Annotated in this window: 20 protein-coding genes and 1 pseudogene; 13 read left to right on the top strand and 8 right to left on the bottom strand. The window is 71.2% G+C overall.

Annotated elements, in window-relative coordinates; genetic code table 11:
- Positions 1 to 140: 140 nt before the first annotated feature.
- Complete coding sequence (locus E1295_RS34905) at positions 141 to 743, top strand: TetR/AcrR family transcriptional regulator (RefSeq protein WP_132637292.1); 603 nt, start codon at positions 141 to 143, stop codon at positions 741 to 743.
- A gap of 36 nt (positions 744 to 779) precedes the next feature.
- Here E1295_RS34905 and E1295_RS34900 read toward each other — a convergent pair whose 3' ends face one another.
- Entirely contained in the window at positions 780 to 983 is a 204-nt protein-coding gene (locus tag E1295_RS34900; protein WP_246080717.1) for a hypothetical protein, read from the bottom strand.
- A gap of 123 nt (positions 984 to 1,106) precedes the next feature.
- Positions 1,107 to 1,889, bottom strand: a complete 783-nt coding sequence (locus E1295_RS34895) for a CPBP family intramembrane glutamic endopeptidase (protein ID WP_132637290.1) — start codon at positions 1,887 to 1,889, stop codon at positions 1,107 to 1,109.
- 287 nt (positions 1,890 to 2,176) lie between these two features.
- Between E1295_RS34895 and E1295_RS51320 the strand changes: the two are divergent.
- Positions 2,177 to 2,254, top strand: a pseudogene (locus E1295_RS51320) (DUF6285 domain-containing protein); the annotation flags it as partial.
- Between the two features lie 39 nt (positions 2,255 to 2,293).
- Here the strand turns inward: E1295_RS51320 and mctP are convergent.
- Both mctP and E1295_RS34880 read right to left on the bottom strand, forming a co-directional pair.
- Entirely contained in the window at positions 2,294 to 3,904 is a 1,611-nt protein-coding gene (gene mctP / locus E1295_RS34885; RefSeq protein WP_132637288.1) for a monocarboxylate uptake permease MctP, read from the bottom strand.
- Positions 3,901 to 4,110 (bottom strand): DUF3311 domain-containing protein, encoded by a 210-nt coding sequence (locus E1295_RS34880; protein WP_132637286.1) that lies wholly within the window; start codon positions 4,108 to 4,110, stop codon positions 3,901 to 3,903. Before E1295_RS34880 ends, mctP begins: the two co-directional genes overlap by 4 nt.
- Positions 4,111 to 4,417: 307 nt before the next feature.
- On the opposite strand from E1295_RS34880, the gene E1295_RS34875 reads away from it, so the two are divergent.
- Positions 4,418 to 5,320: an SDR family oxidoreductase gene (locus E1295_RS34875; RefSeq protein ID WP_132637284.1), complete on the top strand. Its 903-nt coding sequence runs from the start codon at positions 4,418 to 4,420 to the stop codon at positions 5,318 to 5,320.
- A 3-nt stretch (positions 5,321 to 5,323) separates the two neighbouring features.
- On the opposite strand, the gene E1295_RS34870 is transcribed toward E1295_RS34875, so the two are convergent.
- From E1295_RS34870 to E1295_RS34860, 3 genes are all read right to left on the bottom strand, one after another.
- On the bottom strand, positions 5,324 to 6,268 hold the full coding sequence (locus tag E1295_RS34870) for a helix-turn-helix transcriptional regulator (RefSeq protein WP_132637282.1): 945 nt from the start codon (positions 6,266 to 6,268) through the stop codon (positions 5,324 to 5,326).
- Positions 6,250 to 7,842, bottom strand: coding sequence for a CocE/NonD family hydrolase (locus E1295_RS34865; RefSeq protein ID WP_181958096.1), 1,593 nt, complete (start codon positions 7,840 to 7,842; stop codon positions 6,250 to 6,252). The genes E1295_RS34870 and E1295_RS34865 overlap by 19 nt, the downstream gene beginning before the upstream one ends.
- A gap of 102 nt (positions 7,843 to 7,944) precedes the next feature.
- A complete protein-coding gene (locus tag E1295_RS34860; protein WP_220449040.1) occupies positions 7,945 to 11,460 on the bottom strand; it encodes a carboxypeptidase regulatory-like domain-containing protein in 3,516 nt (1,171 codons plus the stop codon).
- Between the two features lie 549 nt (positions 11,461 to 12,009).
- Between E1295_RS34860 and E1295_RS34855 the strand changes: the two genes are divergently transcribed.
- The gene (locus E1295_RS34855) at positions 12,010 to 14,136 is read left to right on the top strand and encodes an anthranilate synthase component I (protein WP_132637280.1); all 2,127 of its coding nucleotides are present in this window, start codon (positions 12,010 to 12,012) and stop codon (positions 14,134 to 14,136) included.
- Positions 14,137 to 14,177: 41 nt separating this feature from the next.
- Positions 14,178 to 15,335 carry an amidohydrolase family protein gene (locus E1295_RS34850; RefSeq protein WP_132637277.1) on the top strand — a complete coding sequence of 386 codons (1,158 nt, stop codon included), beginning with the start codon at positions 14,178 to 14,180 and terminating at the stop codon, positions 15,333 to 15,335.
- Here E1295_RS34850 and E1295_RS34845 read toward each other — a convergent pair.
- Positions 15,323 to 15,778: a universal stress protein gene (locus E1295_RS34845; protein WP_132637275.1), complete on the bottom strand. Its 456-nt coding sequence runs from the start codon at positions 15,776 to 15,778 to the stop codon at positions 15,323 to 15,325. The genes E1295_RS34850 and E1295_RS34845 overlap by 13 nt on opposite strands.
- A gap of 111 nt (positions 15,779 to 15,889) precedes the next feature.
- Here E1295_RS34845 and E1295_RS34840 point away from each other — a divergent pair, with 111 nt between their 5' ends.
- The 8 genes from E1295_RS34840 to E1295_RS34810 all read left to right on the top strand — a co-directional run bounded on the left by E1295_RS34840 (position 15,890) and on the right by E1295_RS34810 (position 26,417).
- Positions 15,890 to 16,942, top strand: coding sequence for an NAD(P)-dependent alcohol dehydrogenase (locus tag E1295_RS34840; protein WP_132637273.1), 1,053 nt, complete (start codon positions 15,890 to 15,892; stop codon positions 16,940 to 16,942).
- 103 nt (positions 16,943 to 17,045) lie between these two features.
- On the top strand, positions 17,046 to 18,875 hold the full coding sequence (locus tag E1295_RS34835; protein ID WP_132637271.1) for a glycoside hydrolase family 15 protein: 1,830 nt from the start codon (positions 17,046 to 17,048) through the stop codon (positions 18,873 to 18,875).
- On the top strand, positions 18,872 to 20,242 hold the full coding sequence (locus E1295_RS34830) for a glucose-6-phosphate dehydrogenase (protein ID WP_132637269.1): 1,371 nt from the start codon (positions 18,872 to 18,874) through the stop codon (positions 20,240 to 20,242). Before E1295_RS34835 ends, E1295_RS34830 begins: the two co-directional genes overlap by 4 nt.
- Positions 20,242 to 22,011, top strand: coding sequence for an IlvD/Edd family dehydratase (locus tag E1295_RS34825; RefSeq protein WP_132637267.1), 1,770 nt, complete (start codon positions 20,242 to 20,244; stop codon positions 22,009 to 22,011). The genes E1295_RS34830 and E1295_RS34825 overlap by 1 nt, the downstream gene beginning before the upstream one ends.
- A gap of 16 nt (positions 22,012 to 22,027) precedes the next feature.
- On the top strand, positions 22,028 to 23,005 hold the full coding sequence (locus E1295_RS34820) for a C-terminal binding protein (protein WP_132637265.1): 978 nt from the start codon (positions 22,028 to 22,030) through the stop codon (positions 23,003 to 23,005).
- Between the two features lie 162 nt (positions 23,006 to 23,167).
- On the top strand, positions 23,168 to 23,434 hold the full coding sequence (locus tag E1295_RS34815) for a hypothetical protein (protein ID WP_132637263.1): 267 nt from the start codon (positions 23,168 to 23,170) through the stop codon (positions 23,432 to 23,434).
- 8 nt (positions 23,435 to 23,442) lie between these two features.
- Positions 23,443 to 23,619, top strand: coding sequence for a hypothetical protein (locus tag E1295_RS49160; protein ID WP_166427554.1), 177 nt, complete (start codon positions 23,443 to 23,445; stop codon positions 23,617 to 23,619).
- A 116-nt stretch (positions 23,620 to 23,735) separates the two neighbouring features.
- Positions 23,736 to 26,417 carry a M4 family metallopeptidase gene (locus E1295_RS34810; protein ID WP_132637261.1) on the top strand — a complete coding sequence of 894 codons (2,682 nt, stop codon included), beginning with the start codon at positions 23,736 to 23,738 and terminating at the stop codon, positions 26,415 to 26,417.
- The last annotated feature ends 52 nt before the right edge of the window (positions 26,418 to 26,469 follow it).

Raw genomic sequence — 26,469 nt, 5'->3', positions numbered from 1 at the left:
CGGCCGGACGGTGTGCCGTGGGCGCAGCCGGGCGAGCCACCCGGCACGCTGGCCGGGACGACCGGCCTCTACCTGCTCATCGGGGCGCTGCTGGTGCTTTCGGCGCTGCTGCCCGTCCGGGTGCGATCTAAGCTGGGACGGTGAGCGGGCGTGATCCGGATCGGCGCAGGGCGCTGCTCGACGCGGCCGACCGGGTCATCACCAGGGAAGGCCCCGAGGTGTCGATGGCGGCCATCGCCGCCGAGGCGGGCGTCACCAAGCCCATCCTCTACCGCCACTTCGGCGACAAGAGCGGCCTCTACCAGGCGCTGGCCGACCGTCACGTGCGCACGGTCATCGGCCGGCTGCGGCCCTGGCTCGCCGCTCCCGGCATCGACCCGCGCGGCCGGGCGAGAGCCGCCATCAGCGTCTACCTCGACCTGGTCTCCGCCAACTTCAACCTCTACCGGTTCCTGTTCCACCGGGCCGGGCCCGAGGACACCGCGCTGCGCTCCCGCATGACCGCCCTGGTGCGCGGCCTGGGGGAGGAGCTGGGCGGTGTGCTGGCCGCCGAGGGCGTGGTCGCCGACCCGCTGCGGGCGCAGGTGCTCGGGCACGCCTTCGTCGGCATGGTGCAGACGACCGGCGACTGGTGGCTGGAGCATCCGGAGGTGGACCGCACGCAGGTGGTGGAGGGCCTGGTGGACGTGATCGCCGCCGCGCTCTCCGGCGCCCGCGCTCCGCACACCGCGGACGGCGGCTGAGCGGCGCCGCTCAGGCACGGATCGTGCGCTCGCGCATCATCTGGAGCACGCCGAACGTCTCCCACCAGCGCAGTGCCTCGCGGTCCACCCGTACGCCGCCCGCTCGTAGGCGTCGATCAGGTCGTCGTAGTGCCCGAACCCGCCCACCGGCAGCGGCGAGCCGAACCGCCACGACTTCACGCACAACCAGCCGAGGTCCTCCAGCGGGTCGCCGACGTGGGCGAGCTCCCGGTCCAGCACCGCCCTCGGTCATGAACGCGTGCACGGCGTCGCGGACAGGGCGGACCCGGTCGGGTACGGCGAAGCTCATGCAAGGATCTCAACGCCGAACCGTTGCCCGGTCAACTGCCCAGTCAACCACCTTCAGGGCAGCCAGCTCACCTTGCCGCGCAGGAAGGCGTACCCGACGAAGGCGACGGCGTCGATCAGCGTGTGCGCCACGATCAACGGCATCGCCCGCCCCCACCGCAGGTAGAGCCGCCCGAACACCACACCCATCACCACGTTCCCGACGAACCCCCCGAACCCCTGATACAGGTGGTACGACCCCCGCAGCACCGACGAGAGCGCGACGGCCTTCCACGGAGTCCACCCGGCCTGCCCGAGCCGGTGCAGCAGGTATCCGGCGACCAGCACCTCCTCCAGCACGCCGTTCTGCGCGGCGGCGAGCAGCAGCACCGGCACCTGCCACCACACCTCCGGCAGCGCGCCGGGCACGACGGTGAGGTTCACCCCCGACGCCCACACCACGAGGTAGAACGCCAGCCCCGAGCCGCCGATGACGGCCGCCAGCGCCGCCCCGCGCCACAGGTCGCCCCCGGGCCTGCGGAAGTCGGCGCCGATCGTGCTCAGCGACTCGCCCGACCGCACCAGCAGGTACGCCACCAGCCCGACCGGCGCCACCGCGATCGCGATCTGGACCAGCTGCAACGCCAGGTCCAGCCAGGGCCGATCCGGCGCCATCGACCCGACGAGCACGGCCTGCTGGCCCTTGAGCTCCTTCGGCGCCGTGAGCGCGCCGATCAGCCGGACGATCGCCACCAGGGCGCTGGCGCCGAGCGAGACCGACAGCACGACGATGACCTCGGCCCTGATGAGGCGGGGCCCGAGCACCGGGGCGGGCGCGAGCGGAGACTGTGTGGTCATGGCCGCAGAGTAGCCTCTACATGATCGGACCCGAATAAAGGCCCCCATACCTTCCAGGATAAAGCCCCCAACGCCGGCCGCGTTCCGGGCACCTCCGCGGTGGACCGGCGGACCCCGGCCGGAACACCGGCCGGATCTACGCTGGACGCGTGACCCCTTCCAGCCCGCACGACGTCCCCACGGCGGCACAGCTCGTCGCCGCCGTCCGCGACCTCCAGACCGACGTGCTCCCGGCCGTGGACGGCAGGACGCGCTACCACACCCGCGTCGCGATCAACGTGCTCGCCATGGTGGAGCGGGAGATCGCGCTCGGCCCCGGCCAGGCGGGCGAGCACGCGGACCGGCTGGCCGCCCTCGGCGTGGGCGGCGACGCCGCGGAGGCGACGGGCCGGTCCGCGGTCACGTCAGTGGGAGCCGGTCAGGTCCAGGTCCTTGACCTTCGCTTCGCCCTCGTCGGCGAAGTAGTCGTCGCGCGCGGTCGCGTCGTCGCCGTCGGCCACCTTCGCGGCACGGAACAGCAGCGTGGCCAGCGCCGCCACGGCGAGGTTGACGATCAGCGCCAGGAACCCGGCGTAGACGGTCATCGTGGTGTCGAAGCCCAGGTTCGACAGCCCGAACGCCGAGCCGCCGAAGTGCTGCTTGCCGCTGGCCGGGTTGGGGATCAGGTAGAGCATCCACATGCCCGCCGCCAGGCCGGTCGCCCAGCCCGCGATCAGGCCGCCCTTGTGGAACCAGCGGGTGTAGAGCCCCAGCGCCACCGACGGCAGCGTCTGCAGGATGATCACGCCGCCGATGAGCTGCAGGTCGATGGAGAACTGCGGGTCGAGCAGCAGGATGCACAGCACCGCGCCCACCTTGACCACCAGCGACACGATCTTGGAGACCTTGGCCTCCTGGGAGTCGGTGGCGTTCTTGTTGAGGTATTCGCGGTAGATGTTGCGGGTGAACAGGTTCGCCGCCGCGATCGACATGATCGCCGCGGGGACGAGCGCGCCGATGCCGACGGCGGCGTACGCGACGCCCGCGAACCAGTCGGGGAACATCTGGTCGAACAGCACCGGCACGATGGTGTTGGCGTCGGCCTTGCCGTTCTCGCCCACGATCGGCTTGGTGCCCGCCGCGATCGCCATGAACCCGAGCAGCGCGATGAGGCCGAGCACGAAGCTGTAGGCGGGCAGCGCCGACATGTTGCGCTTGATGACGTTGCGGTTCTTCGAGGCGAGCACGCCCGTGAGGCTGTGCGGGTAGAGGAACAGCGCCAGCGCCGAGCCGAAGGCCAGCGTCACGTACTGGAGCTGGTTGCCGGCGTTGAGGAGGTAGCCGTCACCCTGCGCGGGAGTGGCGTCGAACTTGGCCTTCGCCGCGTCGAAGATGGAGTCCCAGCCGCCCAGCCGTGACGGGATGTAGATGACCGCGGCCAGGATCACGATGTAGATGAGCGCGTCCTTCACGAACGCGATCAGCGCGGGCGCGCGCAGCCCCGACTGGTACGTGTACGCCGCGAGGATCGCGAACGCGATGATGATCGGCAGGTGGCCGGTGATGCCCATGGCCTTGAGCACCGCCTCGATGCCCACGAGCTGCAGCGCGATGTAGGGCATCGTGGCCACGAGGCCGGTGATCGCGACGGCCAGCGCCAGCGTCGGCGAGCCGAACCTGGCCCGGACGAAGTCGGCGGGAGTGACGAACCCGTGCACGTGCGAGACCGACCACATCCGCGCGAGCACCAGGAACACCAGCGGGTAGACGACCACCGTGTACGGCAGCGCGTAGAAGCCCAGGGCGCCGGCGCTGAACACCAGGGCGGGCACCGCCACGAACGTGTAGGCGGTGTAGAGGTCGCCGCCGACGAGGAACCAGGTGATCCACGAGCCGAAGCTGCGCCCGCCGAGGCCCCATTCCTTGAGGCTGGCCAGGTCGTCGGGCCGCCGCCAGCGCGAGGCGACGAACCCCATGCCGCTGACGAGGATGAACAGGAGCGTGAAGACGACCAGCTCGGTCACGTGCCCGCTCATCTGGTCATCCTGTAGACGATGGTGGTGCACGTGACGCCCACGACGATGAAGGCGAGCTGGAGCCAGTAGAAGAGCGGGAAGCCCAGCAGGCGGGGCTCGTCGGCGTTGAACAGGAATGTCATCAGCGGCAGCGCGATCGGCACGACGAGCAGCCAGTTCCATGGGCTGCGGTCGGTGCGTGGCTGCCCGGGTTCCCCGGTGGTCATCGACCCTCCGATGAAGGAATCAGAGCCGCTTGGTGACGGCCTCCTGACGGTTGGTCAGCAGAGGGAGAGTAACTTTGCGGGGTTATGTAACCCAACGTCCCGGATATTACGGTTTGGCCTAAATGTGCGACTAGGTCTCGGTATCTGAGACACCGGGTCCAGAAGCGTCACGACGCCCGTACCGACCCTAGTGACAGGCGCCGGAGCGCCGTCAGAGCCGGTCGCCGAGCGGTCAAACGTGTGCGCCGAACGGTCCGCTCATCAAACATGACATGGGGTGTCCTCTTTTCCCGCGACGATCGCTCACATGATTGTCGTAGTGGCGGGCGCGACCCGCGGAACAGGACGAGGCATAGCAGTCGCGCTGGGCGCGGTCGGGGCGACGGTGTACTGCGCCGCCAGGAGCACCCGCGCCGGGCGCTCGGAGATGGACCGCCCGGAGACCATCGAGGAGACGGCCGAACTGGTGACCGCGGCCGGTGGCACGGGCATCCCCGTCAGGACGGACTTCCTGCAACCGGAGCAGGTGGCGGAGCTGGCCGGGCGGGTCGAACGCGACCACGGCCGGCTCGACGTGCTGGTCAACGACGTGTGGGGCGCCGACCACCTGTGGGAGTGGGACACGCCCGTCTGGAAACACGACCTGGACAAGGGGCTGCGCCTGCTCAGGCTGGCCATCGACACCCACCTCATCAGCGCCAGGCACCTGTTCCCGCTGCTCGTCGCCGACGAGGGCGGGCTCGTGGTGGAGGTCACCGACGGCACCCGGGCCTACAACGAGACCCACTACCGGGAGAACGTCTACTACGACCTGGCCAAGTGGTCGGTCAACCGGCTGGCGTTCGCCTGGTCCACGGAGCTGCGCCCGTACGGCGGCACGGCCGTGGTGGTCACGCCGGGTTTCCTGCGCTCGGAGGCGATGCTCGAGCACTACGGCGTCACCGAGGACACCTGGCGGGAGGCGACCATGCAGAGCGACCACCAGCGCGCCTGGATGGTCTCCGAGACGCCCGCCTACCTCGGCAGGGGAGTGGCCGCGCTGGCCCAGGACCCGGACAAGGCGCGCTGGTCGGGCCGGTCGCTGGAGAGCGGCGAGTTGGCCGACGCGTACGGCGTCACCGACGTGGACGGCAGCCGGCCCCAGGTGTGGCGCTACATCACGGAGGTCCTCGACAAGGGCGGCGACGCCGGCTGGGAGGCCTACCGCTGATCCTCAGCGCTCATAGAGCGCGGCCATGCGGGCGGCGGCGTCGGCGAGCATCGCGCGCAGCTCGGGCGGGTCGAGCACCTCCGCCTCCGGCCCGAACCGCAGCACCTGCGAGTACGCCACCCGCGTCGACTCCACCGCCAGCCGTACGGTGCCGTCGTCCGTGAGCGAGGCGAGCGCGTCGTCGACCGCGGCCGGGTCGGCGACGTGCCGCAACATGCGCAGCCCGCGCTCGGTCAGCCGCAGCGTGATCGCGTCCCTGAGGAGCGAGCGGCTGAACTCCGCCGACCGGCCGGCCCAGAAGCCGGCCAGGTCGAAGTCCTGGTCGCGGTCGAAGGGCTCGGGCAGCTCGGTGACCTCGCCGAACCGGTGCACCCGGAAGATGAGGAACCGCTCCGCGAGCCGGGCGGCCAGGTACCAGGTGCCCGCCTTGAGCACCAGCCCGTACGGCTCCAGCGTGCGGGCGGTGCCCTTGTAGACGGCCCGGACGCGGCGGTCGTTCCACACGGCCCTGGCCAGCGGCCCGAGCGCCGCCGGAGGCGGGTCGTCGCCGGCGAACCAGCCGGGCGCGTCCAGGTGGAACCGCTGCGCCGCGACCGCGGGGGCGTCGCGCAGGGCGGGGGAGAGCGCGGCGGCGGCCTTCAGCCGGGCCGTGGCCGCGACGTCCGCCAGCCCCATCTCCCGCAGCGCCCCCGGCACCCCCGACAGGAACAGCGCCTCCGCCTCCGCCCGGTCCAGCCCGGTCAGCCGCGTACGGTAGCCGTCGAGCAGCCGGTAGCCGCCGCCCCGCCCGCGGTCGGCGTAGACGGGCACGCCCGCCTCCGACAGCGCGAGCATGTCGCGGTGCACGGTCCGCTCGGAGACCTCCAGCTCGGCGGCCAGCTCGGCCGCCGTCATCCCGCCCCGGCCCTGCAGCAGCAGGACCAGCGACATCAACCGTGAGGCGCGCACAGCGGCAACACTACGGCGGAGGGACGGCCGGGGGTGTGGAACACCTCGACGTCGGCGGGCACCATCGCGCCGTCCGCCGCGAGCGGGTCGCCCGTGCCGGGGTTGCGGGCGATCGTCGGGTACGCCCCGGCCGCCACGTGCACCCTGATCCGGTGCTCGCGCCCGAACCGGTGCGCCATCGGCCACAGGTCCACCACCACCCTGCGGACGCCGTCACCATCAAGGTCTTCGTCACCGGGCCCCAGGCGGCGCACGCCCTCGCACACGTTGACCGAGCGTCCGCCGGGGTGCACGTCGCACACCCGTACGACGACGTCCACGTACGGGGTGCTCGACCGGACGAACAGCTCCGCGCGTACCGGGCCGATCATCTCGACGGCCTCCCCGAGCGCCGGGGAGCTGTAGACGAGCACGTCGCGGCGCTGCTCCAGCCGCCGCTGGTCGCGCGGCCTGGAGTCGCCGAGCAGCACGGGCCCGCCGATCACCGGCGTCGGGTGGCCGGGGTGGTAGCGGAACCGGTCGGGCCCGGCCTCGCGCGGGCCCTCCACCCCCAGGCCGAACCCGTGCTGCAGGTGCCAGCGCTGCTCCCGCATCCCGGGCACCGGCCAGTCGGAGTGGCCGCGCCACTGCCCGGCCCCCGTCACGTAGATCCGCACCGGGTCGGGGCGCAGCCGTGAGAAGTCGCCGAGCAGGTGCGCGCGGAACCAGGCCGTCGCCTCCATCAGCGTGGGACGTCCGTGCCGGGCGTCGATGTGGTACCACGGCCCGATCGTCAGGTAGGGCCGCCGTCCCGCCGCCCGCAGGGCCGCGTAGTCCTTGAGCTGCCAGGGGAGGAAGACGTCGTACCAGCCGCCCAGCATCGTCACCGCCGCGTCCACCTCTCCCACCTTGGGGGAGAAGTCGCGTTTGTCCCAGTAGGGGACGTGGGGGTCGGCGTGGTGCGTGATCAGGTCCTGGTAGAAGCGGAGCGGCCGGCCGGCCGAGACCATGTCCAGCTCGGCCACCGGCCGGCCCGACAGAACCGCCCTGCGGGTGAGCCGGGGCGCGGTCAGCACCGAGGCGCCGCCGAAGCGCCGCGACAGGCCGTCGGTGAGCGTCGTCCAGCTCAGCGCCGACTCCAGGGCGAACGCGCCGCCCACGTACGCGGCGTCACGGAACTGCGAGGCGGTGATCTGCAGGGCCATGGCCTTCAGCTCAGGCCCGGCGTAGGGGGCGATCGCCCACTGCGTGTAGCCCAGGTAGGAGGGGCCGAACATGGCGAACGAGCCGCCGTACCACGGTTGTTCGCGCAGCCACGCCACGGTGGCCAGCCCGTCGTCGTGCTCGTCGCCGAGCGGGTCGAGCCGGCCGCCGGAGCCGAAGCCGCCCCGGCAGCTCTGGATGACGACGTGGAAGCCCTGCCGGGCGAAACCACGGCCGTAGACCAGGCCGAGCCAGCCGCGCCGGCCGTACGGCGAGCGCATCAGGATCACCGGGGCCCGTCCGCCCGAGGCCGGGGCGTAGTGGTCGGCCAGCAGCGTCACGCCGTCCGGCATCGGCACGGGAACATCACGCCGGAGCCGTACACGTCTCATGTCCTTACCAGTAACAGAAGCCGCGCCTGAGGCGGCACCCGGGGTGCGGGCGCCCGCCCCGCCCTCTGAGGGAGCGGGGCGGGCGCACGTGGCACCGGAGCGTTACTTCTTGTCCGGGCGTTCCGAGACGCGCACGGCGTTGACCAGGGTCGCCCCCTCCCGCGTCGCGAAGCGCACATTGAGCTGGCCGTCGGTGACCTGCACCGTGTACTGCCTGGACACGGCCGTGTACGTGCCCGCCTCAAGGGCCAGGTCGAGGGCCGGGATCGCGAGCTGCCCCTCGACGAGCACGTCGAACACCCGCCGGCCCATCTTCATGTTGCTGAGCTCGGCGAAGTCCAGCTCCACGGTGTACGTCCCCGCCGGCACGCCGTCGAAGCGGTATTCCAGCATGCCCTCCCTCGCCGTCCTGAACAGCGACTGGTCGCCGGTGCCCCGGATGGTCCTGGACGTGCTGCGCGTTCGGCTGTGGTCGGCGACGTAGCCGTGGCCGCCCCTGACATACTTCCTGTCCCGCGTCCAGACGTCACCGGCGTCGTCGGTCACGTTCCTGGAACCGCCCACGTCGACGGCCACCTGGTGCTTGGGCACCACGACCGTCACCGCGATCTCGATGGTCGGCTGACGGCCGCTGGCCGACTTCACCAGCAGCGTCCCCTCACGTACGGCGCCGGCCGCGACACCGTCGCTGGACACCGTCACCTCCAGCTCCACCGACTTGCCCGTGGCCAGCCGGCCCTCCGACGGCGTCACGGTGAACCACTCGCCGCCCGTCACCGTGTACGGCGTGGGCGAGCCCAGGTTCGTCAGCTCCAGCGTCCTGGTGCGCGTGGCGCCGGACGGCAGCACGACGGTCAGCTCCGCGGCCGACGCGCTCACCCGTCCCGTGACCAGGGCCGTGTCGACCGTCGTCACCACCGTGGGGGCGACCGTCACGGGCTGCGTGAACGTGCCGTAGTGCTCCTTGGACACCTCGACCTCGTAGTCGCCCGCCAGCACCTGGCCGTAGAAGCGGCCGTCCTCACCGGTGGTGAACGTGGCCACGTCGCCCACCTTCACCGTCGCCCCGGCCAGCGGGTCGCCGTCGTTGGCGTCGGTGACCGCACCGGTGACCAGGCCGTGCCTGCCGGCCTTGAGCGCCAGGCCCTGGCCGGCGGCCAGCACCGCCTCGTTGTGGGAGTAGAGCAGCGCGTCGTCGCCCGCCGCGTTCTCCACGCCGATGGTGGCACTGTCGCCCTGCTCGCGCTCGCTGTCGACGTCCTTGTACCGGAAGCCGATCGAGCCGTTCTCGCCCAGCAGCGCCGCGAACGACAACCGCTGCGCCGTGTCGTTGTAGAAGGTGACGTTGCGCCATTCGATGACGAACGTACGGTTCGGCGCCGTGCCCGTCACCGCCGTGTAGACGCCGCCCTGGTCGTCCACCCTGAGGTCGTCCCAGTACGGGTAGACCGCGTTGTTCGGGGTGCCCGACGCCGGCAGGGTGCCGTTGCCGGCGGCGGTCACCCGGTCGGCGGCGAAGGTGAGGAACCCGTTCGTGGCGATCCAGGCCCTGGTGTGGCCGGTGCCGTAGAACGGCACCGCGAACGGCAGGGTCACCTGCTCGGCCTCGTCGTCACCCGTCAGCGCCAGCTTCTGGGTGCCCGCCACGTACTCCTGCGCGCCGACCGCGCAGGAGTAGCCGAAGTTGTCGCTGCGCAGCGGCAGCTCGACGTCCTGGACCACGTCGCCGGCCACCGTCACCTCGGCCGTCGCGCCGCTGGAGCAGCGGGAGGCGGGGGTGACGGTCAGCTCGTAGTCGCCGTGCGGCAGCGTCAGGCTGTAGCGGCCCGACGCGTCGGTCACCGCGCTCACCGGCGTGCCGGTGGCCGCCACCGTCGCGCCGGCCTCCGGCTCGCCCGCCGTGGTGACCGTCCCCGACACCGTGCCCGACGTCTTCCTGGTCATGGCCACGTCCGCGGTGGCCGTCCCGCCGGCGGTGATCGTCACAGTGGCGGTGGCCGTGTCGTAGCCGAACTTGCCGGCGCTGAGCTCGTACTCGCCGGGCAGCAGGCGGGGGATGGCGTACGCGCCGTCCTCGCCGGTGGTCACGCTCCTGGTCAGCGGCCCGCTCACCGTGACGGTCGCGCCGGCCACCGGCTCGCCGTCCGCGGTGACCGCGCCCTGGAGGGTGCCGACCTCGTCGGCGGGCGCGGCCTGCACGGCGGCGAAGGCGTCGAGCCTGCCCTCGCCCCACACGTTGTTGTCGGCCGCCGTGCCGCCGCAGCTGGTGTCGTCGACGTCCACGGCGGTGGTGTCCAGCAGCGGCCGGGTGGCCTCCACGTCACCGGCCAGGGCGGGCGCCGCCGACCAGATCAGCGCCACCGTGGCCGCCACGTGCGGGGAGGCCATCGACGTGCCGGTGGCGGTGCCGTAGCCGTTTCCGGGGATCGAGGAGCGCACGTTGACGGCGGGCGCGGCGATGTTCGGCTTGATCTCGCCGTTCTCGCCCGCGCCCTTGCTGGAGTTGCGATACAGCACGTTGTCGATGTCGAAGCCGCCCGCGCTGTAGCTCATCACGTACTGGCCGGGGGAGCCTGAGGTGGTGCAGGCGGGCCCCTCGTTGCCGTTGGCGAAGGCCGGGAAGATGCCGGCCGCGATCCACGCCTCGACGACCGGCTTGTACCACGGGTCGAACCCGTCGCCGCCCCAGGAGTTGTTGACGATGTCGGGGGCCAGGTCGGGGCGCGGGTTCTCGCCGTTCATGTCGGAGGGCGCGAGCATCCACTGGCCGGAGGCCAGCAGGGACGCGTCGCTGCAGAAGTTGGACTCGCAGCCCTTGGCCGCGATCCACCGGGCGCCCGGCGCGACGCCGATGCCGTTCGCACCGACCATGGTGCCCATGGTGTGCGTGCCGTGGCCGTTGTTGTCGCACGGCGCGGGCGACGGGCAGATGCCGGCCGGGTCGAACCAGTTGTAGTCGTGGCTGAACGAGCCGTCCGCGTTCGTACCCCGGTAGCTCGCGACCAGCTCGGGGTGGTCGAACTGGGCGCCGGAGTCGATGTGGGCGATGACGATGCCCTCGCCCCGGTTGTCCAGCTCGTCCCAGACGCGGGGGGCATTGATCCGGTCGATGTTCCACTCCACCGCGTTCACCCTGGCCTCGTCCTCACCGGGCGACGGCTTGGGCATCGCGACGGTGCGGACCGGGTCGATGCGGTCGACCTCCGGCAGCTTGGCGATCTCCGCCGCCAGCTTCTCGTCCGCGGTGACCCGCACCGCGTTGACGATCCAGTACGGGGTGTACTCGGCGCCCTGGCTGTCCAATAGCGTGCGTAAGCCCGCCTGGGAGGTGGTCGCTCGTTCGGTCTTGGCCTTGTAGACCTGCTCGGCCTTGGCGTCCTTGGTCTCGGCCCGGCGGGCGCCGCTCAGGTCGGCCGAGCCCTTCATCCGGACCCAGAAGGTGGCTTTGTCGTCCTGCGTCAGCTGCGCCTGGACGACTGTGTCGATCTTGTCCGGGTCGATCTTGTCCGGGTCGATCTTGCCCGGGTCGGGCGCCGCCTGGGCCGCCTGAGGAACGAGGAGGCCGACGACGGTGATGATCCCGGTGAGGATCGCACGCCAGCGGGGGGTGTGGGGCACGCGCTCTCCTTAGGACAAGTGAGGTGATCTTTGCGCCTCTGTGGAGAAGGGTGAAGAGATCTTGTCCGGAAAGCAATAGTTGTCATGAAATGTTACTTTGCGAGCAGAAATGTACTCTGGTCAGCTGAAATATCGCGGCAGAAACCACATTTACGGCCAGGTCCGTTCCGGCTCTTCCCCGCAGGGCAGGGCTGTCGCCGGCCCCCTGTCCGGCCCCTGTCCGGTCCCGCTGTCCGGCCCCGGCTGTCCGGTCCCGCTGTCCGGTCCCGCTGTCCGGCCCGGCGCGGCACCGCCGGGCGGCCGGCCCGTGACCGAGGTTCCGCGCACGGTGACCTCGCCGCCCCGCCGGGCTGACCCGGGGGGTCGCGTTGCGCGATCATGGTCGGGCGGCTAACCTGTCCCCATGCGAAATCACGCTCAGCTCCAGTGGTGGCGCCGCTTCTAGGCGGCGCGTGTTTTCGCATTCCTCAAGAGACGGCCGCCCCGGATGGCGGCCTTTCTCGTGTCCGCCCCCGGGGCTCATCATGTTGACGTGATAAGGGGCAGCAAGTGGAGACGAGCGGATATACCACCGCGGGGGGCATCGTCGTCGAGCGCGAGACGCGCGAAGTGGACGAGGCGCTGCTCGAAGAGATCGTGACGGCTCTCGGCGACAGACGCGGGGGCGCCTTCTCCTCGGGCATGGACTATCCGGGCCGCTACAGCCGCTGGGCGTTCGGCTACGTCGATCCCTGCCTGGAGCTGGTCGCCAAGGGCCGCAACATCGCGGCGATCGCGCTCAACGAGCGCGGCAGGGTCGTGCTGCCCGCCGTCGCCTCCTGCCTGCTGGCCGCGGGCAAGCCCGTCACCGAGCCCACGTCCGACCGCGTCGAGGTGCACGTGGCCGACTCGGAGGACCTCCTGCCGGAGGAACTGCGCAGCCGCCGGCCCACCGTGTTCACCGCGATCCGCGAGGTCATCGCCGCCTTCAAGGGCGACGACCCCCACCTCGGCCTCTACGGCGCCTTCGGCTACGACCTGGCCTTCCAGTTCGAGCCGATCAGGCAGGAGCTCGTCCGCCCCGACGACCAGCGCGACCTCGTGCTGCACCTGCCCGACCGGCTCGTCGTGATCGACCGGCAGCGCGAGACCAGCCTCGAGTTCCGCTACGAGTTCACCGTCGACGGAGCCACCACCCGCGGCCTCGACAGGACCGGCGACACCGCGCCCCAGGTCGCCCCCGCCCAGGTGCCGTCCGACCCGGAGAAGGGCGAATACGCCAAGGTCGTGGCCGCCGCCAAGGAGAAGTTCAAGCGCGGCGACCTGTTCGAGGTGGTGCCCGGCCAGGTCTTCCACGCCCCGTGCTCCGACCCGTCCGGCTTCTACCGCGGCCTGCGTCACAGCAACCCGGCCCCGTACGAGTTCATCATCAGCCTCGGCGAGGGCGAGCACCTCGTCGGCGCCTCGCCCGAGATGTACGTCAGGGTCAACGGCGACCGCGTCGAGACCTGCCCCATCTCCGGCACCATCGCCCGCGGCAGCAACCCGGTCGAGGACGCCGAGGCCATCCGCACCCTCCTGTCCAGCGTCAAGGAGGAGTCGGAGCTGACCATGTGCACCGACGTCGACCGCAACGACAAGTCGCGCATCTGTGTGCCCGGCACGGTCAAGGTCATCGGCCGGCGCCAGATCGAGCTTTACTCCCGCCTGATCCACACCGTCGACCACATCGAGGGCCGGCTGCGCCCCGAGTTCGACGCGCTCGACGCCTTCCTGACCCACATGTGGGCCGTCACGGTCACCGGCGCCCCCAAGACGTGGGCCATGCAGTTCATCGAGGACCACGAGGCCACCACCCGCCGGTGGTACGGCGGCGCCATCGGCGTCATCGGCTTCGACGGCTCCATGAACACCGGCCTGACCCTGCGTACCGCCCAGATCAAGAACGGCGTGGCCACCGTGCGGGCCGGCGCCACGCTGCTGTTCGACTCCGAGCCCGAGGCGGAGGAGCGCGAGACCGAGCTGAAGGCCAGCGCCCTGCTCGGCGCACTGGCCGCGGTCGGCAGGAACGGCGCGGAACCCGCCGCCGTCACCAGGGAGCAGCCGGGCCACGGCATGAAGGTGCTGCTCGTCGACCACGAGGACTCCTTCGTCAACACCCTGGCCGACTATTTCCGCCAGGAGGGCGCCGCCGTGACGACGCTGCGCCACGGCTTCCCGTCCCGCATGCTCGCCGAGATCGCCCCCGACCTGGTGGTGCTCTCGCCCGGCCCCGGCTGGCCGACCGACTTCGGCATGTCGGCGCTTCTCGACCAGGTCTACGCCCGCGACCTTCCGGTCTTCGGCGTCTGCCTCGGCCTGCAGGCCATGGTCGAGCACGCCGGCGGCACGCTGGAACTGCTCGACTACCCCGAGCACGGCAAGCGCGGCAGGGTCGCCCGGCTCGGGGACAGCGCGCTGCTGGAGGGGCTGCCCGCCGAGTTCACCGCGGCCCGCTACCACTCGCTGCACGCCAAGCGGCCCGGCGTCGTCGGCTTCACCCCGACCGCGCTCACGCCCGACGGCAACGTCATGGCCATCGAGGACACCGAGCGGCGGCGCTTCGCCGTGCAGTTCCACCCCGAGTCGATCCTGACGCAGGAAGCCGGCGCGGGCGCCAAGGTCATCGCCAACGTGCTGCGTCTCTGCCGTAGGTAAAACGCCCGCGGGAGCGTGCGGGGCTCCCCTAGAGTTCCCGCATGCTCCCCGCAGACCTGCCCGGCACGGTGCGTGACGCGCTGCTCGCCCCGCTCGTCGACCACCACTGTCACGGGGTGCGGCGGGACGACCTGACCAGAGCCGAGTTCGAGCTGCTCATCAACGAGGGCGGCAGCCCGGCGCCCCCCGGCACCACCCACTTCGACACGCCGTTCGGCGCGGCGGTGCGCCGTTGGTGCGCGCCGCTGCTCGACCTGGAGCCGCACGCGCCGCCCGCCGTCTACCTCGCCCGCCGCGCCGAACTGGGCGCGGGCGAGGTCAACAAGCGGCTCCTGGCGGCGGCCGGCGTGGTGGCCTTCCTGGTGGACACCGAACCGGCCGGCGCCTGGGAGGAGGGCGAGCTGCTGTCGGCCACCGAGATGGGCCGCCACGGCGGCGCCGCGGCCGACGAGCTCGTACGGATCGAGGCCGTCGAGCGCGACGTGGCCGAGACGGCGCAGATCTCCGTCGACTACCTCGACGACCTCGGCGAGGAGCTGACCGCCAGGGCCGCCAGGGCGGTCGGGTTCACCACGGTCATCGGGGCGCTCCACGGCCTCGACTTCGACCCGTCCCGGCCCAGCAGGGGCTCGGTGATCGCGGCGGTCAACCGGCGGCTGTCGGAGCCCAAGGAGCCGCTGACGGACCCCGTCCTGCTGCGCCACCTGCTGTGGATCGCGATCGACGTGGCGAGAGAGCGGGGGCTGCCCGTGCAGTTCCACACCGGCTTCGGCGGCGCGGGGCCCGACCTGCACCGCAGCGACCCGTCCAGGTTGAGCGCCCTGGTCAGGGCGTTGCAGCCGGCGTCCGTACCGGTGATCCTGCTGCACTGCTATCCGTTCCACCGCCAGGCCGCCTACCTGGCGGGCCTCCACCCGCACGTCTACGTGGACATCGGGCTCGCCCTCCCGCACACCTCCGCCGCCTCGGCGAGGGTCGTGGAGGAACTGCTGGAGCTGGCGCCGTTCCACAAGCTGGTGTTCGGCTCCGGCTGCCACGCCGTGGCCGAGACGGGCTACCTGGGCGCGCTGTCCTACCGGCGGGCGATGGGCGCGGCGCTGCGGTCCAGGGTCGGCGCGGGGGAGTGGAGCGTGGCGGACGCGGCCAGGATCGCCCACATGATCGGCTCGGGCAACGCCCGGCGCATCTACCGGCTCTGACGCGGGATCCGAGGGACGCGTCGAGACGTCCTGACCTGCGGTGTCAGCGGATCCAGGCCTGCTGGAGCTCGCGGAAGAGCGTGCGCGACCGGGCACGCGGCACGGTGCAGCACGCCGTGCCCGACCGACCCGAGTACCCTCCGCCAGCGGACCATCCCGCTCCCGAGCCGTACGGGAGTCCTCCCATGTTCCCCGGCGACGGATTCACGCACGATGACGACAGGCCCGGCGGCATGTCCTGCGACCGCCATACTGACCGAGCCGAGCAGCAATCCGGCGAATCTCCCCCTGCCCCTGTTGCCCAGCACCATGGAGTCGGCGGACACCGACTGGCAGATCAGCGCGTCGACGACATTCCCGCTGAGCAGCTCGGTGCCCACCTCGACGTCCGCTTCCGCGGCGCGGGCGCGGTCGGCGGCGGCGGCCACGATCGGTCGAGCCATATCCCGCAACGCAACGGCTCACGTTAAACGCCGAAATCGAAAGGGTATGGCTGGGCGTGTTTGCGGCGTTCTCGGCGACGCCGCCGGATACGGGGAACATTCGGGGGCACGATGCAAGCGTTCGTGATGAAGCAGATCGGACAGGTGGGCTTGATGGACAAGCCGGTCCCGCGGCCCGGCCCCCTGGATGCCGTCGTGCGAACGACCACCACCCTGATCTGCACGTCGGACTCCCACACCGTCAAGGGCGGCATCGGGCCGCGCGAGAACCTGACGCTCGGCCACGAGGGCGTCGGCGTGGTGCACGAGGTGGGTGGCGAGGTGACGGCTTTCCGGCCGGGCGACCGGGTCCTGGTGGGCGCCATCACCCCCGACTGGGGCGATCTCGCCTCCCAGAACGGCCATCCGTCGCAGTCCGGCGGACCACTCGGGGGGTTCAAGTTCGCCAATTCCAAGGACGGAGTCTTCGCCGAGTATTTCCACGTCAACGATGCCGACGCCAACCTGGCGAAGATCCCCGACGGTGTCCCCGACGAGATGGCGGTCTACTGCGCCGACATGCTCTCGACCGGGTTCATGGGCGCGGAGAACGGCAACATTCCCATCGGCGGGACGGTGGCCGTGCTCGCGCAGGGCCCGGTGGGCCTCATGGCCACCGCGGGTGCCAGGCTGTGCGGCGCCGGCCTGGTCATCGGGGTCGAATCGGTGCCCAGCCGGCAGCGGCTCGCCCGCGACTACGGCGCCGACGAGATCGTCGACTTCACCACCGAGGACGTCGTCGAGCGCATCCTCGACCTGACCCGGGGGCAGGGCGTGGACACCGCCATCGAAGCGCTCGGCGCGGACGCCACCTTCCAGACCGCCATAAAGATCACCAAACCAGGCGGAACGGTGTCCAACACCGGCTATTACGGCGAAGGTGAGTTCGTACGCATCCCCCGCGTCGAGTGGGGCGTCGGGATGGCCGACAAGACGATCACGAGCGGCCTGTGCCCCGGCGGCAGGCTGCGCATGGAACGGCTGCTGCGCGTGCTGGAGAGCAAGCGGCTCGACCCCACGCATCTGACCACCCACACGTTCCGCTTCGACGAGATGGAGCGCGCCTTCGAGGTCTCGGACAAGAAGCTCGACGACATGGTGAAGGTGCTGATCACGTTCTCGTGACGGAATCTGATCATTGTCCGGTAACGGACAGCGGTGACGTCCGCTCACCAGGAGCATCCCCCTCTCCGACGGTGGCACATCGGTACGGAGGAGAAACTCAGAGATGCTCGATCCCGACCCGCCTTTCCGCCCGGTGCGCCGCCAGGAGGGCTATCCGGCGCTGGAGGATCTGGGCCTCATCGGCGACGGCACGACGGCGGCGCTGGTCAGCGTCGACGGCTCGATCCCGTGGCTGTGCCTGCCCCGCTTCGACAGCGACCCGCTGCTGTGCGGCCTGCTGGATCGTGAGCACGGCGGCCACTTCACGCTGACCGTGGACGGCCTGCGCGAGGCCCGGCAGTTCTACGAGCCGGACACCGCGGTGCTGGTGACCGAGTTGCGCGGCCCGACCGGACTGGTCCGGATCACCGACGCGCTGGCCCTGCGCGCCGGCGCCGACCTCAGCGACGACGCGGGCGGCGGCCGGGGCGAGCTGGTCCGGTCCGCGGTCGTGCAGGCCGGGACCGCGCGGCTGCGGGCGGAGCTGGAGCCGCGCGGCGACGGGCAGTCGCGGGCCCTGTACGGCGGCCTCGAGGTGAGCGCCTCCCGGCGGCCTGACCTGCGGCTTCATCTGCGTTCCAACCGGCCGTTGACCGGCCTGCGCACCGAGCACGACCTTCAGGAGGGCGACCGCCTCGATCTGGTGTTGTCGTGGGGCCGCATCCACCGCCATCACCGGTTCGACCCCGAGGTGATGGTGCGGCAGACCATGGAGGCCTGGCGACGCTGGATGCGCAAGTGCAGCTACGGAGGCCCGCAGGAAGCGCTGGTCCGGCGTTCGGTGATCACGCTGAAGCTGTGCGACGACTGGGGCAATGGTTCACTCGTCGCGGCGCCGACGTCCTCCTTGCCCGCGCCGATCGGCGGGGCGCGCAACTGGGACTACCGCTACACCTGGATCCGTGACGCCGCCTACTCCGTGTTCGCGCTGCGCCGCGTCGGCTTCGAGGAGGAGGCGGACGCCTTCCTCGGCTGGGTCCTCGACGCCTTCGAGCAGAGCCGCCGTCCGCGCATCATGTACACCCTCGACGGCCGCCCCGTACCGGAAGAGATCCACGACGCCGGCCTGGAGGGTTACCGGCGCTCGGCGCCGGTGCGCTGGGGCAACGGCGCCGCCGACCAGCGCCAGCACGACGTCTACGGCGAGGTGCTCGACTGCGCCGACCAGTGGTTGCTTCCCGGCCGCGAGCTCCAGCCGGCGCTGTGGTCCGGACTGTCGGAGCTGGCCGAGACCGCCGCGCACACGTGGCAGCAGCCGGATCAGGGCATCTGGGAGGTACGCAGCGAAGGCCGGATCTTCACCTACTCGGTCGGCATGTGTCAGGTGGCACTGAACCGGGCCGCGGCCATCGGCGAGCGGCTCTGTTTGTCCGGGCCGATCGACACCTGGCGCGCCACCGCGGAGAAACTCCGCCGGCTCATCCTGGACCAGGCCTGGAACGAGGAGAAGCAGTGCCTGAGCGAGCACCTCGACGGCAGCGGCGGCCTGGACGCCAGCCTGCTCGCACTGCCGCTGCGCAAGGTCGTCCCCGCCGACCACCCACGCATGGCCGCCACGACCGCGGCCATCGCCGAACGCCTGTCGGCCGGTGACGGCCTGCTCTACCGCTACCTGCACGAGGACTCGCCCGACGGCTTGGCCGGCGACGAGGGCGCCTTCATGCTGTGCAGTTTCTGGCTGGTCGACAACCTGATCCTGCAGGGCCACCAGGACCGGGCCGCGGACCTGTACGCGACGCTGTGCGCCCGCGCCAACCCGGTCGGGCTGATGCCCGAGCAGATCGACCCGTCCACGGGGACATTCATGGGCAACTTTCCGCAGGCATTCAGCCACATCGGGATCATCGCCAGCGGGGTCAACCTGGCACGAGCAGAAGGAGGCACCCCGGCATGATCGACCGGCTCATCATTCTCGGCGCCACCGGCGACCTCAACGCCCGCTTCCTGCTGCCGGCCCTGGTCGCCCTGCGCGCGGCCGGTCACGTCGGCGACCGGTTCGAACTCGTCTGCGCCGACCGGCGGGACTGGAGCGGCGAGGAGTTCCGCCGCTGGGTGTCCGACCAGCTCGACCGGCACGCCGCGGCGGAGCCCGGCGAGACCAGGAAGGCGATCGCCGACCGCGCCCGGTACCGGCGGACGGACGCCACCGATGCCGCCGACATCGCCTCGCTCGTCGCCGGTGACGATCCCGTCGCCGTCTACCTCGCCCTCCCGCCGGCGATCTTTCCCGGCGTGGTCGCCGCCCTCGGCGCCGCGAACCTGCCGCCGGGCAGCCGGATCGTGCTGGAGAAGCCGTTCGGCGAAGACCTCGACAGCGCGGTGGAGCTGAACCGGCTGCTGGCGGGGGTCGTGCCCGAGCAGGCGGTGTTCCGCGTCGACCACTTCCTGGCCATGACGACCGTCCAGAACCTGCTCGGCAGCCGGCTGGCCAACCGCGTCCTGGAGCCCCTCTGGAACAGCGCCAACATCTCGGAGGTGAAGATCATCTGGGACGAGACCCTCGCGCTGGAGGGCAGGGCGGGCTACTACGACGGCGTAGGGGCGCTCAAGGACATGGTGCAGAACCACCTGTTCCAGGTGCTGTGCCTGGTGGCCATGGAACCGCCGCTCAGCCTCGGCGAACGCGACCTGCGGGACCGGAAGATCGACGTGCTCCGCTCGGTGCGCCCGCTCACCGACGACGACGTCGTACGCCGCACTCGCCGCGCACGCTATCTGGCCGGCCGCGCCGGCGACCGCGACGTCCCCGCCTACGCCGAGGAGGAGGGCGTGGACCCGCGACGCCGTACCGAGACCTTCGCCGAGGTGGAGCTGGAGCTCGACAACTGGCGCTGGTCCGGCACGACCTTCCGGCTCCGCACCGGCAAGGCGCTCGGCCACGAGCGCAAAGAGGTCGCCGTACGCTTCCGGCCCGTCCCGCACCTGCCCTCGGGCCTCGGCGAGGAGGCCGAGCCCAACGTGCTGCGCTTCGGGCTGGAGCCGGAGAGCATGACCCTGGCGCTGGCCGGCATCGGCACCGCCGCCCGCACTCTCGCCCCGCTCACCCTCACCGCGCGGCCGGCGCCCCCCGAGTTGCCTGCCTACGGCCGGCTGCTGCTGGACGTGCTGCTCGGGAACGCGGCCCTGTCCATCCGCGGCGACGAGGCCGAAGAGGCCTGGCGGGTCCTCGCACCGATCATGTCGGCGTGGTCGAGGGATGTGGTGCCGCTTGCGGAATATCCGGCCGGATCGGACGGTCCTGCCGCGGTGAGGAGCGGCTGATGCCGTCGACGGAGCGCGCCACGGGCGCCCTGCGCAGCCAGGTCTGGTGGGACAACGCCGGCAACCCGGAGATGACGGCCCTGTATCTCGAACGCTATCTCAACTTCGGGCTGACCCCGGCCGAACTGCGGTCCGGCAGGCCGGTCATCGGCATCGCCCAGACGGGCAGCGACCTCGTGCCCTGCAACCGCCACCACCTCGACCTCGCCGGCCGGGTCAGGGACGGGATCCGCGACGGCGGTGGCATCCCGCTCGAGTTCCCCGTCCATCCGCTGCAGGAGACCGGTAAGCGCCCGACCGCCGCGCTGGATCGCAACCTCGCCTACCTCGGGCTGGTCGAGGTGCTCTACGGGTATCCACTCGACGGGGTCGTGCTGACGACCGGCTGTGACAAGACCACGCCCGCGTGCCTGGCCGCGGCGGCGACGGTGAACATTCCGGCGATCGTCCTGTCCGGCGGGCCGATGCTCAACGGCTATCGCGAGGGCGAGCGGATCGGCGCGTCGGGCTCAGGGCTGGTGATCTGGCAGTCGAAGCGGCTGCTGGCCACCGGGGAGATCGACTACGACGAGTTCATGGCGCGCGTGTGCGCTTCGGCGCCCAGCATCGGTCACTGCAACACGATGGGGACCGCGCTGTCGATGAACAGCCTGGCCGAAGCCCTGGGGATGTCCCTGCCGGGCTGTGCGGCGATCCCGGCCCCCTATCGCCGGCGGGCGCAGATGGCCTACGACACAGGCCGTCGATCGGTGGATCTCGTACGCGAGGACCTCACCCCGCGCAAGATCATGACCATGCGGGCCTTCGAGAACGCGATCATGGTCGCCTCGGCCATCTCGGCCTCCACCAACGTGCCCATCCACATCAACGCCATCGCGCGACACGTCGGGGTGCCGTTGTCGATCCAGGACTGGCAACGGGTCGGAGCCGACATCCCGGCGCTGGCGAACGTCGCCCCCGCCGGCGAGTTCCTCGGCGAGGACTTCTACCGCGCCGGGGGTGTCCCCGCCGTCATGCGGTCGTTGCTGACTGCGGGGCGCCTGCACGGCGACGCCGTGACCGTCTCCGGCCACACCGTGGCCGAGAACCTGACCGACGCCCCGCCCGCCGACCCGACGGTCATCCGTCCTTTCGACGAGCCTCTCGCCGCCCACGGCGGGCTTCTCATCATGACGGGCAACCTGTTCGACTCCGCGGTCATGAAGACCTCGGTCCTCACCGGCGACTTCCGCGCGGTGTCCCACTATCGGGCCATCGTCTTCGACGGGCCCGAGGACTACCACGCCCGCATCGAAGATCCAGAACTGGGCCTCGACGAGGACTGCATCCTCGTCATCCGCTACACCGGGCCGATCGGCTATCCGGGCTCGGCCGAGGTCGTCAACATGGAGGTCCCCGCCGCGCTGCTCCGGCGGGGCATCACCACGTTGCCCACCCTCGGCGACGGCCGCCAGAGCGGCACCTCGGATGCGCCGTCGATTCTCAACGCCAGCCCCGAGGCCGCGGTCGGCGGCAATCTCGCCATCCTGCGCACCTGCGACCGCATCCGCATCGACGTGGACAACGCGCGCGTCGACGTCCTTCTGCCGGATGAGGAGATCGCCGCGCGATGGGCCCGTCACACACCGCCGGTGGTCGAGAACCAGACACCGTGGCAGGAGATCTACCGCTCCACGGTCGGGCAGCTGGACAGCGGAGGCTGCCTGGAGCTGGCCCTGGCCTACCAGGACCTCGTACACACCAAGGGGATTCCCCGTGACTCGCACTGACGCCAGAGGAACCATCATGATCGCTGACTCCGACTTCGGCGACGTGGACATCGAACGCGCGATCGTCGAGGGCGCCGGATTCGATCTGCTCGCCGAGCAGTGCAAGAGCGAGGACGAGGTGATCGAGAAGGGCCGGGACGTCGATGGCCTGCTGACCCAGTACGTCCGGGTCGGTGCCCGCGCCATCGACGCGTTCACCCGGTGCCGGGTGATCGCCCGCTACGGCACGGGCGTGGACATCGTCGACGTCGACGCCGCGACCCGGCGGGGGATCCAGGTCACGAACGCGCCGAACGAGTGGTGCGCGGAGGAGGTCGCCGATCACGCCGTCGCGCTCTGGCTGGCCGCCGCCCGCAAGATCTGCGTATACGACCGGGAGACCCGCAAGGGTGCATGGCAGTGGCAGAGCGGGCAACCGATCTGGCGGCTGCGGGGACGGGTGTTCGGGCTGCTGTCCTTCGGCTTCATCGCCCAGCTCATCGCCGAACGCGCCAGAGCGTTCGGCGTCGAGGTCTGGGCGCACGACCCGTTCCTCGACGAGTCCGAGATCCGATCGCGCCAGGTGCGGCCGGTCTCCTTCGGCCAGCTCGTGGAAGGCGCCGACTACCTCGTGATCCAGGCGCCGCTCACCCCCGGGACCCACCACACCTTCGACCGCACGACGCTGCGCAGGATGAAGCCGACCGCCGTCCTCGTCAACACCGGGCGCGGCCCGATCGTGGACGATGCGGCGATCCACCAGGCACTCACCGAGGGATGGATCGCGGGCGCGGCGCTGGACGACCTCGAGGAGGAGCCCGCGAAACAGCGGGACTGGCGTCCGCGCAACCCCCTGTTCACACTGCCCAACGTGATCATCTCTCCCCATGCCGCCTACTACTCCGAGGAAGCCGTCACAACAGTGCGGCGCATCGCCGCGGAAGAGGCCGTACGGGTCCTGACCGGGCAAAGCGCCCGTAGCCCGGTCAACGACGTGACGGCCGGCTCTCCCTGAGGAACCCGACCACAGCAACATCGGCCGCCACCACGAGTTCCACGCCACCGTCCCGGTCACGACCGGCAAGTGAGCCGGCCTCGCCGAGCGACCCCAGGCGGGCCGCCCTGGTTCGTCGTGCCCGAAATCCGCCGGGCGCCGCTGATGACAGAAGGTCAAGCCATGCATCTCACGAAGAAGGCCACCGCCGCCATGCTGATCGCCGGAGCCTGTGTCGCCGGAACGTCCGGTGCCGCCTTCGCCACGCCCGAGCGCGCCGAACTGCCGGGTGTCGTCTCGATAGGGGCCGGCGACGTGCCGGTGGCCACCGCGGCGGCCGGCAGCCTCTGCGTCTATCAGGCCCGGGATACACGTCGGGACGGTACTGTCTCAGCACCGGTGACGACGACCTGCGCAACAACCGCTGTCACATCGGCACCGCGTCGGTGAGCGACACGGTGAGTTCGTTCGTCAACCGGACCGGCTATGTCGTCGAGTTCTGCTACGTTCCCCTCATGAGCGTGTCGCCGGATCTCGGCGACCGGGACAACAGGTTTCTCCTCCGTCCGGTTCCACCCGGCCTGACCGGCCCGCCGTCCGGCTCGGGCAACGCCCGGCGCATCTACCGGCTCTGACGCGGGATTCACCGGCGGGAACGCGGTCATCAGCGGAGTCGACGCTTATCGTACGAAATGAGCGGCATTTCCGTATTTATCGGATTGTGATTTGTCTCGCTGTCAAATTCGCTGTGATGATCAGGGCGCCAGACCCCTACGCCGCACCTGGAGGTGTCGTGCCCTGGCGTTCGCTCACCCTCGTCGCGACCGGCTTATGCCTGGCGCTGTCCATGGCGGGAACCGCGTCAGCCGACGACCCCCCGCAACCGGAGATCGAGACCAGGGCGGGCACGCGAGCCCCGGCTGAGGTCAGCGGACTGTCCGAGCCCGCCCGCGCGGGCGACCCCGTGGCGGCGGCCAGGGCGCACCTGACCGACCCGCGCTACCACCTCGACCCCGCGAACCTGCGGCACCTGCGGACCGTCGTCGACGGCCAGGACGAGACCGTCAGATTCGCCCAGCACCACCGCGGACTGCCCGTTCTCGGCGGCCAGTACCTCGTGCACTTCCGGACCGTCGGCGACCGGCGGGAGGTCACCGGAGCGGGCGGACGTTTCCACACCGAGCTCACCGTGGACACCAAGCCCGCGATCACCGCGCGGACGGCCGCTGTGCTGGCCCACGCCCGGCTCGTCACCGACCGCAGGGTCCGGGCCGCCACCAAGGCCGCGCCGGGCGAGCTGATCGTGCTCCCGCGGGGCGAGGGCGTGCTCGCCTGGCAGGTCACGCTCACCGGCGCCGACCCGGTCAGGAAGCGGCCCGTCCTGCGCGACGCGTACGTGGACGCCCACACGGGCCGGCCGCTGTTCGCGATCGACCGGCTGCACATGGAGGGGCCCGTCGTGGGCGGCGGGCGTACCGCCCACGGGGACGACGTCGAGCTCCACGCCTATCAGCGCGGGGACGGTGTGTACGAACTGCGCGACAGGTCCCGTCCCATGTGGAACGGCACCACCGGCGAGATCCTCACCTACGACGCGGCCGGCGCCGACCTCCAGGACTTCCTGAGCCCCGGCGTCCCCGCCGGCGCCAGGCTCGTCGAGTCGCCTGCCCTGGCCTTCGGCCCCGAGCACACCGACAGCGGCGCCGTGGACGCCCACTGGGGCGCCGGCAAGGTGTACGAGTACTACAGGGCGCTCGGCCGCGAGGGCCTCGACGGCGCAGGCGGCACCATGTACTCCGTCGTCAACGTCACCTTCATGGGCGCGCCCTTCATCAACGCCCTCTGGGACGGCACCAAAATGATCTACGGGGGCGGCGGCCCCGACTTCCACTCCCTGGCCGCCGGTCTCGACGTCGTCGGCCACGAGATGACCCACGGCGTGATCGCCCACAGCGCCGACCTGGTCTATGCGGGACAGTCAGGCGCGGTGAACGAGGGCCTGGCCGACTACTTCGGCAACGCCGTCCAGGTCGACACCCTCGGCATCGCGATGAGCGATCCGCAGGCCGCCCTCCTCGGCGAGAGCCTGTGCAAGAACCTGCCGCCCGCCGAGTGCGCCTCGCGTGACCTCGGCGACGGCAGGAACGCCGTCAAGGACTACGTCGGCGTGACCCTGCGCGAGGACGGCGGCGGCGTGCACTTCAACTCCACGATCTTCTCCGGCGCCCTCTGGGACGTCAGGAAGGAGCTGGGCGCCGGCTTCGACAAGGTCGTCTACAGGGCGCTGACCGCGTACATGACGCCGCTGGACGACTTCGCCGACGCCCGCCGCGCCGTCGAGTCGGCGGCCCGGGCCAAGGGGCTGTCCGCGCGCGATCGGCGCACGATCGGGCGGGCGTTCGACCGGCACGGCATCAAGCCCGGATGGGAACGGCGCGTCCGTACCGACTCCGAGGTCCTGATCGACGGGCTCAGCGACGCCCTCGACCCGCCCGCCCTGGCCGGCGACCGGTACGTCGTGACGAACTCCACCCCCGACCTCGCGGGCCCCACCATGATCGTCGCAGGGTGGCTGCGCGGCGGCGAACCGGCCGTCCTGTCCGACAACGACCGGTGGAACCTGCTGCCCGCGACCGACGGCGAACGCGCCGCCTGGGTGTCGTACGACCCCGAGGCCAACCACTTCCAGATTCGCGCCCGCCCCCTCGACGCGGGCACGCCCTCCGCGGTCCTGCACGAAGGCTCTCACGCCGTGCTCGCCCTCGCCCTCTCCGGTGACGCGGTCGCCTGGTCGGCCGTGGACCCGGACACGGGTGAGGCCGAGCTCTGGCTGAAGCGGGGGACCGCCGACCCGGTCAACCTCACCGCCGGGGAGGGGGTGGAGGGCTACCAGCCGTCGATCGGCGGTGGCCGGCTGGTCTACGTACGGGCCTGGTCGGAGGGAACGCGGAACCACAGCACCCCTGTCGTTCACGACCTGGCCACCGGCGAGGTGAGCGTCATTCCGGAAACGCCGTCCACGGGCCCGGCGCCGTCCTTCTCGGCGGTGCCCGCCGTGACCTCCCGGCACGTGCTCTGGCTCGTGGACACCGACCGCGACGGCCGTGCGGGCATCATGCGCGCCGGCACCGACGGCGGCGGCGTGACGGCGATCGTGCCCGACGGGCCGCAGGCGCCGCAGGCCTTCCACCTGGACGCCAACGACAGGCTGGCCACCGTCTCCCACTATCCGGGCGCGTTCGACCCGGTGAACGAGAACCTGCCCAAGCTGCTGCAGGTGCCCGTCAAGGGCGGCGAACCGGTGCGTTACTCCTGCAACCGGGGAGAGCAGTCGTTGTTCGCCTCCGGTGAGGGAGCTCGTGTCCTGTGGCTCGACGGCACCGCCGGCGACACCGACCTGGTCACCCGCTCCAAGCCGGCCCGCCGCTGCTGAAGGCACCCGCCGCCCGCCGGCCTGGCCGCCGTCTCCGCCCGCCGTCCCCGCC

This window comes from Nonomuraea mesophila (genome assembly GCF_004352805.1).
Classification (GTDB): domain Bacteria; phylum Actinomycetota; class Actinomycetes; order Streptosporangiales; family Streptosporangiaceae; genus Nonomuraea; species Nonomuraea longispora.
The sequence above is the reverse complement of the archived record's forward strand: the minus strand, read 5'-3'. Positions and strand labels throughout refer to the sequence as shown.

Coding starts and splice junctions, on each gene's coding strand:
- E1295_RS34815 (WP_132637263.1), top strand. CDS start 23,168: ATGCATCTCACGAAGAAGGCCACCGCCGCCATGCTGATCGCCGGAGCC.
- E1295_RS34830 (WP_132637269.1), top strand. CDS start 18,872: ATGATCGACCGGCTCATCATTCTCGGCGCCACCGGCGACCTCAACGCC.
- E1295_RS34875 (WP_132637284.1), top strand. CDS start 4,418: ATGATTGTCGTAGTGGCGGGCGCGACCCGCGGAACAGGACGAGGCATA.
- E1295_RS34835 (WP_132637271.1), top strand. CDS start 17,046: ATGCTCGATCCCGACCCGCCTTTCCGCCCGGTGCGCCGCCAGGAGGGC.
- E1295_RS34825 (WP_132637267.1), top strand. CDS start 20,242: ATGCCGTCGACGGAGCGCGCCACGGGCGCCCTGCGCAGCCAGGTCTGG.
- E1295_RS34865 (WP_181958096.1), bottom strand. CDS start 7,842: ATGAGACGTGTACGGCTCCGGCGTGATGTTCCCGTGCCGATGCCGGAC.
- E1295_RS34845 (WP_132637275.1), bottom strand. CDS start 15,778: ATGGCTCGACCGATCGTGGCCGCCGCCGCCGACCGCGCCCGCGCCGCG.
- mctP (WP_132637288.1), bottom strand. CDS start 3,904: ATGAGCGGGCACGTGACCGAGCTGGTCGTCTTCACGCTCCTGTTCATC.
- E1295_RS34880 (WP_132637286.1), bottom strand. CDS start 4,110: ATGACCACCGGGGAACCCGGGCAGCCACGCACCGACCGCAGCCCATGG.
- E1295_RS34840 (WP_132637273.1), top strand. CDS start 15,890: ATGCAAGCGTTCGTGATGAAGCAGATCGGACAGGTGGGCTTGATGGAC.
- E1295_RS34895 (WP_132637290.1), bottom strand. CDS start 1,889: ATGACCACACAGTCTCCGCTCGCGCCCGCCCCGGTGCTCGGGCCCCGC.
- E1295_RS34850 (WP_132637277.1), top strand. CDS start 14,178: ATGCTCCCCGCAGACCTGCCCGGCACGGTGCGTGACGCGCTGCTCGCC.
- E1295_RS34810 (WP_132637261.1), top strand. CDS start 23,736: ATGATCAGGGCGCCAGACCCCTACGCCGCACCTGGAGGTGTCGTGCCC.
- E1295_RS34820 (WP_132637265.1), top strand. CDS start 22,028: ATGATCGCTGACTCCGACTTCGGCGACGTGGACATCGAACGCGCGATC.